Below are 14,636 nucleotides of genomic sequence, written 5' to 3'. Positions count from 1 at the left end.
ATTACACTCTTGGGCGTACGCGCGCCTGCCTCATGACGCAGCCGCCCCTTCCTTTTGCCGCCAGGCCGATGCCGGGCAGAAAGCGACACTCTTCTATCGTGACCGACACTTCCTTTACCTCCCTGCCCCTGCTGCCCGCCCTGCTCGACAACCTGAAGAGCCTGGGCTTCGAGCAGATGACACCCATCCAGGCCCAGAGCCTGCCGCTGATCCTGGAAGGCCGCGACCTCATTGCGCAAGCCAAGACCGGCAGCGGCAAGACCGCGGCCTTCGGCCTGGGCGTGCTGCAGAAGCTCGATCCCGCGCGCTTGACGCCCCAAGCGCTGCTGGTCTGCCCCACGCGCGAACTGGCGGACCAGGTCGCACAGGAGTTGCGCCGGCTGGCCCGCCAGATCGCCAACGTCAAGATCCTGACCCTGTGCGGCGGCGCCGCCGCCCGTCCCCAAGCCGAATCGCTGGCGCGCGGCGCGCACCTGGTGGTGGGTACGCCCGGCCGGATCCAGGATCACCTGGAGCGCGGCAGCCTGGACCTGTCGGGCCTGAACACCCTGGTGCTGGACGAGGCCGACCGCATGGTCGACATGGGCTTTTATGACGATATCGTGGCCATCGCCTCGCATTGCCCGACCAAGCGCCAGACGCTGCTGTTCTCGGCAACATATCCCGACAACATCCGCAAGCTCAGCGCCCGCTTCCTGCGCAATCCCGCCGAGGTCAAGGTCGAGGCGCAGCATGACGCCAGCCGCATCGAGCAGATCTTCTACGAAATCGACGAAAAGGACCGGCTCGACGCAGTGACGCGCCTGCTGGCGCACTTCCGCCCCGAATCCACGCTGGCCTTCTGCAACACCAAGATCCGCAGCCACGACCTGGTGGAACGGCTGCAGGCCGAGGGCATCAGCGCCCGGGCCCTGAACGGCGACCTGGAACAGCGCGAGCGCGATGAAATCCTGATCCAGTTCGCCAACCGCAGCTGCGCCGTGCTGGTGGCCACCGACGTGGCGGCGCGCGGCCTGGACATCCAGAACCTGGGCGCCGTGATCAACGTCGACGTGACCAAGGACACCGAGGTCCACGTGCACCGCATCGGCCGCAGCGGCCGCGGCGAACAAAAGGGCCTGGCGCTGAGCTTGTGCTCGCCCGAGGAGATGCGCTGGGCCAACCTGATCGAGCAGTATCAGGGCGCGCCGCTGGTGTGGGGCGACATCAAGGCCTTGCGGCCCAAGGCGGATCGTCCCTTGCGCGCGCCCATGATCACGCTGTGCATCCAGGGCGGCAAGAAGGACAAGCTGCGCCCCGGCGACCTGCTGGGCGCGCTGACCGGCGACGGTGGCCTGACGTTCGAGCAGGTTGGCAAGATCAACATCACCGAATTCAACTCCTACGTGGCGCTGGACCGGCAGATCGCCAAGCAGGCGTTCTCGCGTCTGTCCAACAGCAATATCAAGGGCCGGCGCTTCCGCATGCGCTATCTGGAAGAGTTCTGAGTGTCGGCGGGCGACAAAAACTTGATGGTTTTGCTCGGGTTTTGCAATAATGGCGCGGCCTGCCCCGGCGGCCGCCCTGCCCGCGATCACCGGGGCGCGGAACCAAAGGCTCGCGCCCTGTTCCAACGGCCGCGGTCCCCTTTCAACCAATAGATGAGAAACTCACCATGATCAAATCCGACGACACCGGCAAGCTGATCCTGCGCCTGACCCTCGGTATTCTGATTCTGCTGCATGGCCTGTTCAAACTGACCGGCGGCGGCGTCGGCGGCATCAGCGGCATGCTGTCCTCGCACGGCCTGCCCGGCTTCCTCGCCTATGGCGCCTACGTCGGCGAAATCCTCGCCCCCGTGCTGCTCATCGTCGGCATCTACACCCGCCTGGGCGGTTTGCTGATCGCCATCAACATGGTCGTCGCCATCCTGCTGGCCCACTCCGGCCAGATCAGCAGCATGACCAACAACGGTGGCTGGGCGCTGGAACTGCAAGGCATGTTCCTGTTCACCGGCCTGGCCATCGCCTTCATGGGCGCGGGCCGCTTCAGCCTCGCCGGTAACGGCGGCCGCTGGAACTGACAGCCGTAACACGGCGCTACGCGCTATGAGGGGGTCGCCGAGGCGGCCCCTTTTCTTTTGCGCGGACATTGATACGAACGACATCGACGGTCACGCAGGCGCAAATATCCGTCACCGGAAAGCTGTTTCGGAACGATTACAGTGCAGAACCGTGGAGACCGGCCTGTGGCCTAATCCTGACGAGCGCAAAAAAGGCGTGAACCACGCCAGGCGCTCGGCAGGAGTCGCAAAATGAAGAAAAGTCTATTGCTGATGCTGGCCGTGACCAGCGCCTTGACCGGTTGCGTGGTCGTACCCGCCAGGCCCGCGCACTATCGTCCCGCGCCGGTCTACTACACGCCGCATTATTACTACCCGGCGTATCCAGCCCCCCATTACTACTATCGTGGCTATTGATCCGCGCGCCCGTTGCGCCAAGGAAAAACCATGAATACCTGTTCCCGGATCCTGCGCCCGCGCCCTTTGGCCGCGGCTGTCCTGATGGCTGCCTGTGCCAGCGTGGCGGCGCAGACCTATGAGCCGCCGCCGGCGCCCGCCGCGCCCGTCTATGACGACGGCGATCCCGCCAACGCCAACCTGGCGCTGGTGGACCGCAGCCCCCAGCCGCCGCCGCCCTTACCCGTCTATGTCCAGCCGCCAGCGCCCGCCGACGGCTATATGTGGGTGCCGGGCTACTGGAGCCTGAACCGCTACGGGTTTTTCTGGGTACCCGGCGCATGGGTGCTCGCGCCCTATGCCGGCGCGCTCTGGACACCCGGTTATTGGGGCTTCAGCAATGGCATCTACCTCTGGACCCCCGGCTATTGGGGTCCACACGTGGGCTTCTATGGCGGAATCAACTACGGCTTTGGCTACAACGGCCTGGGCTATGTGGGCGGTTACTGGAAGCGCGACCGCTTCTACTACAACCGTTCCGTCACGAACGTGAACGTCACGCGCGTGACCAATGTCTATAACCACACCGTGGTCGTGAACAACGTGGACAACCGCCGCGTCAGCTACCACGGCGGCCCATCCGGCATCCGGCGCAACGCGGACCCGCGCGAACTTGCCGCGCGCAAGGACCGCCATTCTCCGCAGACCGACATACAGCGCGGCTACGCGCGCGACGCCGGCAATAACCGGGCTCAGTTCTACGACCACAACAAGGGCCGGCCGCCCCAGGCCTACGTGGACCATCAATCCAATGGCCGGCCGCATGAAGGCCAGCGTCCGGACAATGGACGCGACGGACGCGACCGCGGCCAGGACAACAACGGGCGCGATAACCGCGGCGGCGCTGACCGGAACAACGCGGACCACGGCGACATGCAACGCGGACGCGATATGTCTGCCGGGCAGACAGGCCGCCCCCAGCAGCCGCAGGGGCAACAGGCGCGAGAGCAACAGCAGCGCGATCAGCAGGCGCGTCAGCAACAGCAACGTGACCAACAGGCCCAGCAGCAGGAACGCCAGCAACAGCAACGCGACCAGCAGGCCCAGCAACAGGCGCGTCAGCAACAGCAACGTGACCAACAGGCCCAGCAACAGGAACGCCAGCAGCAGCAACGCGACCAGCAGGCCCAGCAACAGGCGCGTCAGCAACAGCAGCGCGACCAGCAGGCTCAGCAGCAGGCGCGTCAACAACAGCAGCGCGACCAGCAGGCCCAGCAGCAGGCGCGTCAACAGCAGCAGCGCGACCAGCAGGCCCAGCAGCAGGCGCGTCAACAACAGCAGCGCGACCAGCAGGCCCAGCGGCAGGCGCGTCAACAACAGCAGCGCGACCAGCAGGCCCAGCAGCAGGCGCGTCAACAACAGCAACGCGACCAACAGGCCCAGCAGCAGGCGCGTCAACAACAGCAGCGCGACCAACCGCGCGGAGACGGCAATGGCAACGGGAATGGCCGCGGCGGCTCCGGACGCGACTAGGACGGGCGACGCCGCCGCGCCGCTTACTGGACCCTCGCCTCCTGCACGGCTACAGTAGACCCGTTGCCGCGCGGCCCCTGAAATTCCTGGAGATTCCGATGAAGCGCATTGCCCCCTGGTTACTCCTCTGCGGCCTGCTGGCCGGTCCCTCGGCCCAGGCCGCGCTGGACGTGGGCGCGCCCGCCCCGGACTTCAGCACCCAGGCATCGCTGGGCGGCAAGGTCTACACGTTCTCGCTGAGCGAGGCGCTCAAGCAAGGTCCGGTGGTCTTGTATTTCTTCCCCGCCGCGTTCACCCAGGGCTGCACGATAGAGGCGCACAACTTCGCCGAAGCCACCGATGATTACAAGTCCCTGGGCGCTACCGTCATCGGTGTGTCGACCGACAATATCGACACCTTGAACAAGTTCTCGGTCAGCGAATGCCGCGGCAAGTTCGCGGTAGCGGCCGACGGCGATGGCAAGATCATGAAGGCCTACGACGCGGTCCACGACAAGCGTCCCGAGTACGCGCAGCGCATCTCCTACGTGATCTCGCCGCAAGGCAAGATCCTGTATGAATACACCGACATGAATCCGGACTCCCACGTGGCCAACACCATGCGCGCACTGCGCGACTGGAAGGCCAAGCAGTAGGCGGCGCTGGCGGGCATGCGCCGCTACTGTTCGGCCGCAAGTCCGTTCATGACGGCAGTCCCGCATGTATCCGCGCACATGCCTGCTCATTGCCATGGCCGCGGCGGGATCGTACTCGACGATATGAACTCCACGCGCACGGTCTTGCCCCCGTCCGCCGCGATTGCCCTCGCGGTAAGCACGGCGATACCTGGAGCGCCTGGCGCGCGCAGTTCCATCGTGGCAACGCCATTGCTATCCGTACTGCTGGTTGCCGAGGCCAGCGTGCCGAGGTTGGTCCGCCAGTTGACCGTGACGCCCGCGACCTCCAGATTGCCGTTGGCATCCTTCACCGTCGCCTTAAGGATCAGCTTTTCCTGACCGTCAGCCCGGGCAGAGGTCTTGCTGCTGGCCAGGGAAGCGACGCGGGCGGTTATCGGATCAGCGGTCAATGCCACGCGGAAGGCACGGCCCGAATCGTCTGCGCCCGTCTTGGCAGTCACCGTGGCCTGCCCCGCGAGCTTTCCCGCCGTCAGCACAACCGTGGCCTCGCCCTTGGCGTTGGTCCTGGTGGATGACGCCTCCAGCGTGCCGAGATCGGTGCTCCAGTTGACCACGTGGCCTGCGCCTCCTGAATTGCCGTTGCCGTCCAGCACTACCGCCGTGAAGATCACGGTATCGCGGGCATTGGCCACGATGCTGGCCTTGCTGGCCGAAGCGCTGCCGACGCGGGTGCTGGGCGTGGCGGCCGCAAAGGTCACGCTGGCTGTCCGGCCCGCATCCCGCCCAGGGGCCATGGCGGTGACATTCACGCTGCCGGCAACCTTCGGCGCGGTCAATACCATTGTGGCCTTGCCGGTCTCATCGGTGCTGCTGGCAGTTGCGGCCAGCCTGCCGCCGGAAGTGGTCCAATTGACGGGAATGTCGAGCGGCCTCGGCGTGCCGTTGACGTCCCACCTCATCATCGCATTGCCGTGTGCGTCCTGTACCGTGGCCGTAAATCTCACCGTATCTGCGCCATCGGCGACGCCATTGGTCTTGTTTTGCGTAAGCACGACCACGCGGGCGGTGGCGGGATCGGCCACGAAGGGACCCACGCGCAAGATCTTGCCCGGATCCGCCGCCCCTGCCTTGGCCGTGGCGACAACTTCACCGGCGGTGGTGGACACCAGCTTGACAAGAGCCTCGCCAGTGACATCGCTAACGCTTGTCGCGCTAGCAAGGCTGCCCAGGCTGGTGGTCCAGTCGACCGTCGCCCCGGCCACGCGATTGCCCATGGCGTCTTTCACGTGGGCCCTGAGGATAATGGCGTCTACGCCATTGGCCCGTACCGGCGAGCTATTGCTACTGAACGCCCAACTAACCACTCGGGCGCTGGAAGCGTCGGCCGTAAAGGCTATCGTGGCAGTCTGGCCCGCGTCGCCGCCCGCGGCCCGGGCGTTGACGGTCGACGTGCCCACCGCAGTCGGCGCGGTCAATACAGCCGAGGCCTGGCTGTTGGCGTCGGTCTTGCTGACCGTTGCAGCCAGCGTGCCCAGACTGGCGCCCCAGTTGACCGGGACGCCCGCGCCCACCGGATTGCCCTTGGCGTCCGCAACCGTGGCCGTGAAGGTCACGGTATCCGTGCCATCGGCCAAGCCGCTCGTCTTGCTCGCCGCGACTGTCGCCACACGGGCGGTCGACGCGTCGGCCATGAAGGTGATAGACACCACCTGCCCCGCATCGCCGCCCGCAGCCTTGGCGGTAACCGTCGCGACGCCCGTGGAAGTCGGCGCGATCAGGACGGCCGAGGTTTCGCTCTTGCTATCGGTCGTGGTGGCCGCCGGGAGCTGGCCCAGACTTGTACTCCAGTTGACGGTAACACCTGCGCCCACCCGATTGCCTTGCTTGTCGACGACGACGGCCCGGAGGGTCACGGTATCGGCGCCGTTAGCCACCGCGTCGGTCTTGCTCGCGGCCAGCTCCATGACGTGGGCGCTGGAGGCGTCAGCGATGAAATCGACGGCGGCGGTCTTGCCGGGATCTCCGCCGGCGCTCTTCGCCTGGCGGGCCGGCGCGCACTTGGCGGTAACAGTCGCCGCTCCGGTCGCGGTAGGCGCGGTCAGGACGACGGTGGCCTGGCTGCTGGCATTGGTGATACTGGAAGCGCCTATCGAGCCCCGATCGGCGCTCCAGTTGACGACGATGCCCGCCCCCAACGGATTGCCTCTGCCATCATCGATCGTGGCCGTGAGTGTGACGGTGTCAGTGCCGTTGGCCAGGCCGGTGGTCTTGCTTGGGCTTAGCGCGGCCACGCGGGCCCTCAGTTCGTCTGCCGCGAAGACGGCTGACGCGGTCTTGCCGGCATCGCCATCCGCCGCCCGGGCCGTGACGGTTGCCGTGCCGGGAACGATCGGCGCGATCAGCAAGGCGGAAGCCTGGCCGCTGGCGTTGGTGACGCTGGTAGCGGCGAGCGTCCCAAGACTGGCGCTCCAGTTGACGGTGACGCCCGCCCCCACCGGATTGCCGCGGCCGTCTTCAACCATGGCGGTGAAAACCACGGCATCCGCGCCATTGGCCGTGCCCCTGGCCTGGCTGGGCGTGAGCTGGACGACGCGCGCGTTAGCGACATCCGCGACGAACGCGACCGCGGCGGTCTTGCCCGGGTCGCCGCTTGCGGCCCTGGCGGTGACGGTCGCCGCGCCAGCCGCGGTCGGCGCGGTCAGTACGACCGTGGCCTGGCTGCTCGCGTCCGTGTTGCTGGAAGCGGCGCCCAGCGTGCCCAGGCTGGCGCCCCAGTTGACGGCGACGCCCGCTCCCACCGGATTGCCTCGGCCATCCGCGACGGTGGCGGTGAAGGTCACCGTGTCCAGGCCATCGGCCAGGGCGGTGGTCTTGCTTGGCGTGAGCCGCAGCACCTGGGCATCGGATGCATCGAGCAGGAATGCGACGGATCCCGTCTTGCCCGGATCCTCGGCTCCGGCCCTGGCGGTGATGGCCGCAAGACCTGGAACAGTGGCGGACAGCAGTTCCGCCACGGCAATGCCGCTCGCGTCGGTATTGCTGCTGTTGCTGGAAAGCCGCCCGCCGGTGGCGGTCCAGTTCACCGCAACGCCCGCGCCCACTGCGTTGCCCTTGCCGTCCTTGACTGTCGCCTTCAATACGGTCTTGTCCCTGCCGTTTGCAAGAATGGACGCGGGCTGCGCAACGAGCAGCGCCACGCTGGCCGTGCCCGGCGCTTCGAGGAACTCTGCCTCGCTCCTGCCCTTGAACCCTTGCGCCTCCATTGCCTCGACCCCGATCGTGCCCGAGACAGTGCTGCTGACCAGGGCGTACGCCACGCCGTCGGCATCGGTGCGGTCCGAAGACTCCCGGATCGTGCCGGCCCCCTGCAGGACCCATGTGACGGTGCGCCCCCCCATGGGTTCGGCCTGGACGCCGCGAACCTGGGCCGTGAATCTGACGTTGTCCACGCCGTCCGCCATGGCGGCGGCCTTGGAACGCGCGACGCTGACGCTGAGCGGGTTGACGCTCACGGTCATGACGTTGGACCTGATCTTGCGGCCGTGCACATCCATAGCGGACGCCATCAGCTGATAGCTGTTGATGCCGCCGCTGCGGTAGTCGGGCAGCATCAGCGATGCGGACGCGCCGCCGCTGTATGGCATCGCAAACGGCGCCGCGGAACCGGACCATTCGATCCGAGGCGCGGCATCCGCGCCCGTCAGCGTTACCGGAAAGCTGAGGGCCGTCCGAGGATATCCGGAAGCAGCCGCCGGCAGCTGTATCGTCATGGGATCGTTCTTCTTGTATTCCAGGACGATTTCGTTGTTGCGTTCGACCAGATCCATGCGCATGCCGGCCAGCTTGCGGCTGCGCGCGACTTCACCCGGCTGCAACTGCTTGGCCAAAGGCACGCCAAGCGCGTACTTCAGGCCCAGCTTGAAGCTGGTGTCGGACTGCCCGCCCTGCCCCATGCGATGGTCCAGGCCCAGCGTGACCAGCGGCGCCGGCGTATAGGAAACACCCAGGGTCCAGGCGCTGGGATTTCTTTGCCGGTTGCTGGCGCCGAACAGCCCGACCTCGTCGCCGTAGTACTTCTCGAACATCAGCTTGCCGCCCAACTGCGGATACTGCGGCAGATAGCCTTCGGTCCGGATGTCCCAGCCGCTGGCCGGGCGTTCCTGATAGTCCCGCGCATCGGGCGAACGCTTCCAGTCGCTCAGCCGGAAATAGCCGTTCACGCTGAGCTTCAGATAATCCGCCCACCATTCGCCGCCCAGACCCAGGCGCCGATGGCCGCGCGACACGTCCTGGTCCAGGAATGTGTTGACGCCAGCCATGTAGCCATCGCCGAAATGGCGGTAGCCCAGCCCGAGGTTGACCGTGGTCCGATATGACTCTTGCAGCAGATTGGTCCGGCGCGCGCCGAATTGGGAAAAAATCAGACTCGTCCCGGAATCGCGCAGCGGGAACAACATATCCAGAGCGCCGCCATGGAAGCTGCCCAGCAGGTCCAGCCTGGCCGTGCCGAACTGGCGCAGCCAACTTTCCGCCGCTTGCTGGGCTGCACCGATGGCCTTGCCGCTGGCCGTCGACCTGGCGTCCGCGCTCGCCATTTGGTTGGGATTGGCGGGCAAGGGGCGTCCCTCCAGATCGGGCGCGGGATCCATGCCGCCGGGGATAGGCGCGCTGGCCGCGGCCGCGCTTGGATCCATCGCCCGCGCCCGGTCCTGAACGGCAATGCTGGCGGATGCGGCTCGGCCTTCGGCGTCGGGGAGCGGCTTGCGGTGTTCGCCGGCTAGCGGCGCGGCGCAGCCCTGGAACAGGAGCAAACTGGAAAGCGCCACGCACAGCGCCTTTCTGACTTGGCGCGCAGCCGCTATGCACCAAGCGTGTGCCTTGGATGGCTTCAGCATCGTCATGACCTTGTCTGAAAGGAATCCCGCGGGCGGGAGATGCGCCGACCAGGCAAAGTCGCCAAGCTACTGAACTGCGGCGTCGGCGGATCCGTTCTGAGCCACATCCAGGACGAAGTCCTGCGCGCACTCCCAGCGACTACACCCGGGGATTCTGGTTGTTACTTAATAATGACAAAATATGACGACATGCTATTTATATGACTGTTAATATCAATATGTAATTTATTGATTCCATAACAGAAAACCCGATAGCTGCGCATGGCAGTATCGGGCGGACTTGCGTGGGAAGAGATGGAAGCGCCTCAGCCATGGCTGGACGCAAGAAGTGCAGGCAGAGCGCCGGCCACAGGCTCCGGGGCCGTGCTGAGGCGCTTACATGAAAATCAGACAGAACCGCAGATGAAACCGCGGCCCTTGCTTGGAGACGCGCTGCTTCCAGCCAGACGCCGGCGGCGCGCAGGCTTGAGCGGGTGTTTCTAGTTGAATGGCCAGACCGGCGGATGCGTGCCGGGCGGGCTGGACGGACGCGTCCAGCGGGCCGGCGTATCGGAGAACTGAGCGGCGTGGCGCAGAGCCACCAGTTCGCCAAAGCCGGAGGGCTCGGTTTCCAGCAGGCCGTCGAAACCCGGCATCGGACAGGCCAGGCCGCCCTCGACACGGCCCAGGCCGCGCAGCCAATGCGCGGTCTGCGCCAGCGACACGCGCACATGCCAGCTGCCGCCTTCGGTCATTTGGCGCGCCAGCGCGGCTTGCGCGCCAAACGCCATCAGGTAGCCCGAGGCATGGTCCAGGATCTGCATGGGCATGGGCTTGGGCGTGTCCTGGCCCGCGGCCTGCGCCTCGGCGTGGTTGAAGCCCGTAGCGGTCTGCACCAGGGAATCGAAGCCGCGGCGGCCGGCCCAGGGACCTTTGTCGCCATAGGCGGTCAAGGACACGTAGACAATGCCCGGACGGATGCGCGCCGCGTCCTGCGGGCCGAAGCCCAGCGCGGCCAGGCCGCCGGGGCGGTAGCCCTGCACGAACACGTGCGCGCTGCGCAGCAGGTTGCCCAGCGCGATGCGGCCGTCGGCCGTATCCAGATCGGCCAGCACCGACAGCTTGCCGCGGCTGGTATCGATGATGTTGTCGATGTTGGGCAGATGCGGGGAATTGAGCAGCATCACATCGGCGCCGTACGCCGCCAGCGCCCGTCCGCAGACCGGGCCGGCGATGATGCGGGTCAGGTCCAGCACGCGGATGTCCTTGAGCGGCCGGGCGCCATTGCCGTACTTGGGCAAGGGACGCGGATCGGCTTCGCCGATGCGCTCGATGGTCAGCAGGGGCTGCGCGGCCACCGCCAGGGCTTGGGGGTGGCGGTCCCATTCGTCGAAGCTGCGCATGGCGGCCACGGGCAGGCCCGCGTCGGCGGCCACCTGTTCGAAGTCCAGGGCCTTCCAGCGGCTCAAGGCGCGCTCGACCATCGCGCGGGTAGTGTCTTCGCCGGCCGGACAGCCCAGCAGCGCCAGCGCGCCATCACGGTGATGAGCGAAATTGGCATGGATTCGGACCCAGCCGCCGTCGCCGCAGCGGTACAGCCCGGTGATGGGGTCCCAGGGATTGGGCGTGATGCCGTTGATGGTGTAGTGGCTGCGGCATTCCTGCGCGGCGTGCAGCATGTCGACGCCGACCTGCTGCCTGGCGCCGCCGCGCAGATTCCAGATCTCCGCGGCGGCCAGCGCGGCCGCGGCCATGCTGGTCTGCGCCGCCATGCCGACAGCGAAGGACGATGGGAGTACCGGATCGGCGCCAGTCAACACCACATGGTCCAGCGATTCGCCGGGCAGATCCACCGAGCGCCAGAGTTTTTGCAAGACGTCGCGGGACGCGTTGCCTGCGGGTGTGCGGCCCCTCAGAAAAGACGGGCGTAGGTCCATCAGATTTCCCATAGCGTTCATCTTGCTCTAGTCGTTTATTTGAATTACAGGGCGGGGACCAGGCGGCGTCAATATCCGCGGCGCGCCAGCGTGTTTCATGGTTTGACCGCAAAGCGGCGCAATCCGGCCGCGCCGGCCGCTTTCCCCCGCGAGGCCCGCGGCGCCAGCCGGCGCAAGCCAGGACACATCTACTCGTAGTTTTTACATCGTCTTCCAAGGCCGGTCTGCCGGCGCGTCCGCGCGGCGGGCGCAATATAGAATGCCAGCCTCGCCGCCCCTGCCCTGGACCACCCATGAACACGCTGCTTTGGCTGCGCACCGACCTGCGCGCGCATGACAACCCTGCCCTGGCCGCGGCCGCCGAAGCCGGCACGGTCACCGCCCTGTTCCTGGCCGCGCCCGGCCAATGGCGGCAGCACGGCGACGCGCCGGCCAAGGTGGATTTCTGGCTGCGCAATCTGCGCGAACTGTCTCGCGAACTCGGCCGCCTGGGCATTCCGTTGCGGCTGCTGACGGTGCATGACTGGAGCGAGGCGCCGGACGCGCTGGCCGCTTTCTGCCGCGACCACGCCATCGGCCAGGTCCACGCCAACGCCGAATGGGCCGTCAACGAACGCCGCCGCGATGCCGCGGTCGCCGCCAGCCTGCGAGCCCTGGGCGTGGACTGGACCCTGCATCATGGCGCTTCGCTGCTGCGGCCCGGCACGGTGCTGACCGGCAAGGGCGAGTGCTACCGCGTCTATACCCCATACGCGCGGGCCTGCCGCGAACGGCTGCGCACGGCGCCGCTGCGCGCCCTGCCCGCCCCGCGCGCGCAGACCCCGCCGCCCTGGCCGGCGGATCCGCTGCCCGCGGCCTTCGAGGGTTTCGATGCGCCCGCCGAGCCTGTGCGCGCGCTCTGGCCCGCTGGCGAGGACGCGGCCAGCGAACGCCTCGAAGCCTTTGCCGACGGCGTCATCGACGCCTACCAGGAAGAACGCGATTTTCCCTCGCTGCCCGCCACCAGCTGCCTGTCGCCCTATCTGGCGGCGGGGGTGCTGTCGCCGGGCCAGGCCTTGCGCGCGGCGCAGGCCGCAAACCACGGGGAAATAGAGGGCGGCAAGCGCGGCGCCGCCACCTGGATCAACGAATTGCTGTGGCGCGAGTTCTATCAGCATCTATTGGCCGCCTACCCGGCGCTGTCCATGCACCAGCCCATGAAGCCGGAGACCGCCGCGGTGCCGTGGCGCGACGCGCCTGAGGACCTGCATGCCTGGCAGCAGGGCCAGACCGGCATTCCCATCGTCGACGCGGCCATGCGGCAGTTGCTGGCGCTGGGCTGGATGCACAACCGCCTGCGCATGGTGACGGCCATGTTCCTGTCCAAGAACCTGCTGATCGATTGGCGGCTGGGCGAAGCCTGGTTCATGGCGCAGCTGGTGGACGGCGATCTCGCCGCCAACAACGGCGGCTGGCAATGGAGCGCGTCCACGGGCGCGGACGCCGTGCCCTACTTCCGCATCTTCAATCCGCTGTCGCAGTCGCGCAAGTTCGATCCGGACGGCGTGTTCCTGCGCGAATGGCTGCCGGAACTGGCGCATCTGGACGGCCGCGCCATCCATGATCCCAGCCCGATGGAGCGCGCCGCCGCCGGCTATCCGCTGCCCATTGTCGACCTGGCCCAGAGCCGGTTGCGCGCGCTGGAGGCGTTCAGCGGGCTGCCGCCGGCCTGAGACGCTGGCCGCGGGCGGGAACGACGTCGGCCCCGCTTGACCTAGGTCAACGCCGCTTCCGTCCGCGTCCCGGATGATCGGTCTACGACATTCCGCCAACGCCGATCGCAGGACGACACAGCCATGCGCGACCATCCGCAGGTCCACGACCAGGAATACACGCTGCACGACGAGCAGTGCCTCATCACCCGCACCGACGCGCGCGGCCGCATCATCTACGCCAATCCGGCGTTCCTGGAGGTCAGCGGCTACACGCAGGCGGATCTGATGGGCAAGGGCCATGACACCATGCGGCATCCCGACATGCCGCTGGCCGCCTACGACGACTTGTGGCGCACGATACAGCGGGGCCAGTCATGGACGGGCGTGATCAAGAACCGGCGCAAGCATGGCGGCCACTATTGGTCGCTGGCCAGCATCACCCCGGTGGTGGAGCGCGGCGTCACCGTCTGCTATGCCTGCGTGCGCGTCAAACCAACGCGCGCCCAGATCGACACCGCGGACAGCGCCTACCGGCGCCTGCGCACCGGCATTACCGGCGGCTTGCGGTTGCGCGCGGGGCGGATCCTGCCCGGAGGCCCGCTGGCGCGTCTGCGCGACTGGCGGGCGTCGGGCATACGCGCGCGCATGCTGGCCTGGGCGGGACTTTCGTCCGCGCTGTTCCTGGCCGCCGGCGGCTTCGCGCTGCATGGCATGGCCGCCAATCTGAATATCGAGCAACTGGCCTTGGCCACGGCAGTGCTGGCCGCTGGCGTCTGCCTGATCTTCGCATCGGGTTGGGCCTATGGCCGCTCCCTGTCCGGCCTGTTGGCCACGGCCACCGACTTCACGCGGCAGATCGCGGCCGGCAATCTGGGCACGCCGCTGGCGCCGGGCAATCCGGACGATGAGATCGGCGCATTAAGATTTTCGCTGGAGGCCACGCGCAGGAATCTGGTCGGCCTGGCCCGCGACGTGCACACCGGCATCGCGGATGCGCCTGGGACGGTTGCGCAGCGGGCCGAAACCGAGGAGCTGCGCCACGCCATCGAGGTATTCCGGCTCACGCGTGCCCAGCCGCAGCCTCCTTGTCCAAGCGCTTGATGAACACCTGCAACTCCTTCACCACCTGCTGATCGCCGCGCGCCTGCGCGGCCTGCAGGCCCGATTCCCAGGCGGCGCGCGCGCCGCTCTTGTCGCCCTGTCCCAGGCAAGCCTTGCCCAGCCATTTCCAGGCCACCGAATAGGCGGGATCGAACGCCAGCGCCGCGCGCAGATGGGGCTCGGCATCGGCGAAGCAATCCTGCTCCGCGTAGGCCTTTCCCAGCGAAAAACGCAGCAGCATGTTGTCCGTGCCCTTGGCCAGCATCGCCTCCAGGCGTTCAATCATTCCTTCCATTGCCGATTTCTCCTACAGCGCGCGCATTTGGATCTGATGGACATGATAGGACGGCTGTGGCGAAACCCGCCCAATGGCCCCGCGCCGCGCAAGCCCTTGGCGGCGCCGCGGCCGGTCCGGAACAAAGGCCCGCGCCGCGTCAATTTAA

General features: G+C 67.1%; 10 protein-coding genes. 7 read left to right on the top strand and 3 right to left on the bottom strand.

The annotated features are described in order from the left end of the window. Positions 1–98 precede the first annotated feature (98 nt). The 5 genes from dbpA (at position 99) to HV793_RS12615 (ending at position 4,605) form a co-directional block, all read left to right on the top strand. On the top strand, positions 99–1,487 hold the full coding sequence (gene dbpA / locus HV793_RS12635; RefSeq protein WP_175213260.1) for an ATP-dependent RNA helicase DbpA: 1,389 nt from the start codon (positions 99–101) through the stop codon (positions 1,485–1,487). A gap of 167 nt (positions 1,488–1,654) precedes the next feature. Continuing rightward, the gene (locus HV793_RS12630) at positions 1,655–2,062 is read left to right on the top strand and encodes a DoxX family protein (RefSeq protein ID WP_054456781.1); all 408 of its coding nucleotides are present in this window, start codon (positions 1,655–1,657) and stop codon (positions 2,060–2,062) included. Between the two features lie 231 nt (positions 2,063–2,293). Next, entirely contained in the window at positions 2,294–2,458 is a 165-nt protein-coding gene (locus tag HV793_RS12625; RefSeq protein ID WP_175180823.1) for a hypothetical protein, read from the top strand. A 30-nt stretch (positions 2,459–2,488) separates the two neighbouring features. Continuing rightward, positions 2,489–3,970: an adenylate cyclase gene (locus HV793_RS12620; protein WP_175213259.1), complete on the top strand. Its 1,482-nt coding sequence runs from the start codon at positions 2,489–2,491 to the stop codon at positions 3,968–3,970. 98 nt (positions 3,971–4,068) lie between these two features. Further along, positions 4,069–4,605, top strand: coding sequence for a peroxiredoxin (locus HV793_RS12615; RefSeq protein WP_119451100.1), 537 nt, complete (start codon positions 4,069–4,071; stop codon positions 4,603–4,605). Positions 4,606–4,691: 86 nt separating this feature from the next. Here HV793_RS12615 and HV793_RS12610 read toward each other — a convergent pair whose 3' ends face one another. Further along, a complete protein-coding gene (locus HV793_RS12610) occupies positions 4,692–9,413 on the bottom strand; it encodes an Ig-like domain-containing protein (protein WP_175213258.1) in 4,722 nt (1,573 codons plus the stop codon). Positions 9,414–9,961: 548 nt separating this feature from the next. Then, positions 9,962–11,410, bottom strand: coding sequence for a CoA transferase (locus HV793_RS12605; protein WP_175163773.1), 1,449 nt, complete (start codon positions 11,408–11,410; stop codon positions 9,962–9,964). Positions 11,411–11,691: 281 nt separating this feature from the next. Between HV793_RS12605 and phrB the strand changes: the two genes are divergently transcribed. Together phrB and HV793_RS12595 are read left to right on the top strand one after the other, a co-directional pair. Continuing rightward, entirely contained in the window at positions 11,692–13,110 is a 1,419-nt protein-coding gene (gene phrB, locus HV793_RS12600) for a deoxyribodipyrimidine photo-lyase (protein ID WP_054456777.1), read from the top strand. A 123-nt stretch (positions 13,111–13,233) separates the two neighbouring features. After that, positions 13,234–14,193 carry a methyl-accepting chemotaxis protein gene (locus tag HV793_RS12595; protein ID WP_119451096.1) on the top strand — a complete coding sequence of 320 codons (960 nt, stop codon included), beginning with the start codon at positions 13,234–13,236 and terminating at the stop codon, positions 14,191–14,193. On the opposite strand, the gene HV793_RS12590 is transcribed toward HV793_RS12595, so the two are convergent. Then, the gene (locus HV793_RS12590; RefSeq protein ID WP_082401201.1) at positions 14,153–14,488 is read right to left on the bottom strand and encodes a tetratricopeptide repeat protein; all 336 of its coding nucleotides are present in this window, start codon (positions 14,486–14,488) and stop codon (positions 14,153–14,155) included. The genes HV793_RS12595 and HV793_RS12590 overlap by 41 nt on opposite strands. Positions 14,489–14,636: the final 148 nt, after the last annotated feature.

This window comes from Achromobacter aegrifaciens, assembly GCF_902859965.1.
Lineage (GTDB): Bacteria > Pseudomonadota > Gammaproteobacteria > Burkholderiales > Burkholderiaceae_B > Achromobacter > Achromobacter aegrifaciens.
The sequence above is the reverse complement of the archived record's forward strand: the minus strand, read 5'-3'. Positions and strand labels throughout refer to the sequence as shown.

Coding starts and splice junctions, on each gene's coding strand:
- HV793_RS12630 (WP_054456781.1), top strand. CDS start 1,655: ATGATCAAATCCGACGACACCGGCAAGCTGATCCTGCGCCTGACCCTC.
- HV793_RS12625 (WP_175180823.1), top strand. CDS start 2,294: ATGAAGAAAAGTCTATTGCTGATGCTGGCCGTGACCAGCGCCTTGACC.
- HV793_RS12620 (WP_175213259.1), top strand. CDS start 2,489: ATGAATACCTGTTCCCGGATCCTGCGCCCGCGCCCTTTGGCCGCGGCT.
- HV793_RS12615 (WP_119451100.1), top strand. CDS start 4,069: ATGAAGCGCATTGCCCCCTGGTTACTCCTCTGCGGCCTGCTGGCCGGT.
- HV793_RS12605 (WP_175163773.1), bottom strand. CDS start 11,410: ATGGGAAATCTGATGGACCTACGCCCGTCTTTTCTGAGGGGCCGCACA.
- phrB (WP_054456777.1), top strand. CDS start 11,692: ATGAACACGCTGCTTTGGCTGCGCACCGACCTGCGCGCGCATGACAAC.
- HV793_RS12595 (WP_119451096.1), top strand. CDS start 13,234: ATGCGCGACCATCCGCAGGTCCACGACCAGGAATACACGCTGCACGAC.
- HV793_RS12590 (WP_082401201.1), bottom strand. CDS start 14,488: ATGGAAGGAATGATTGAACGCCTGGAGGCGATGCTGGCCAAGGGCACG.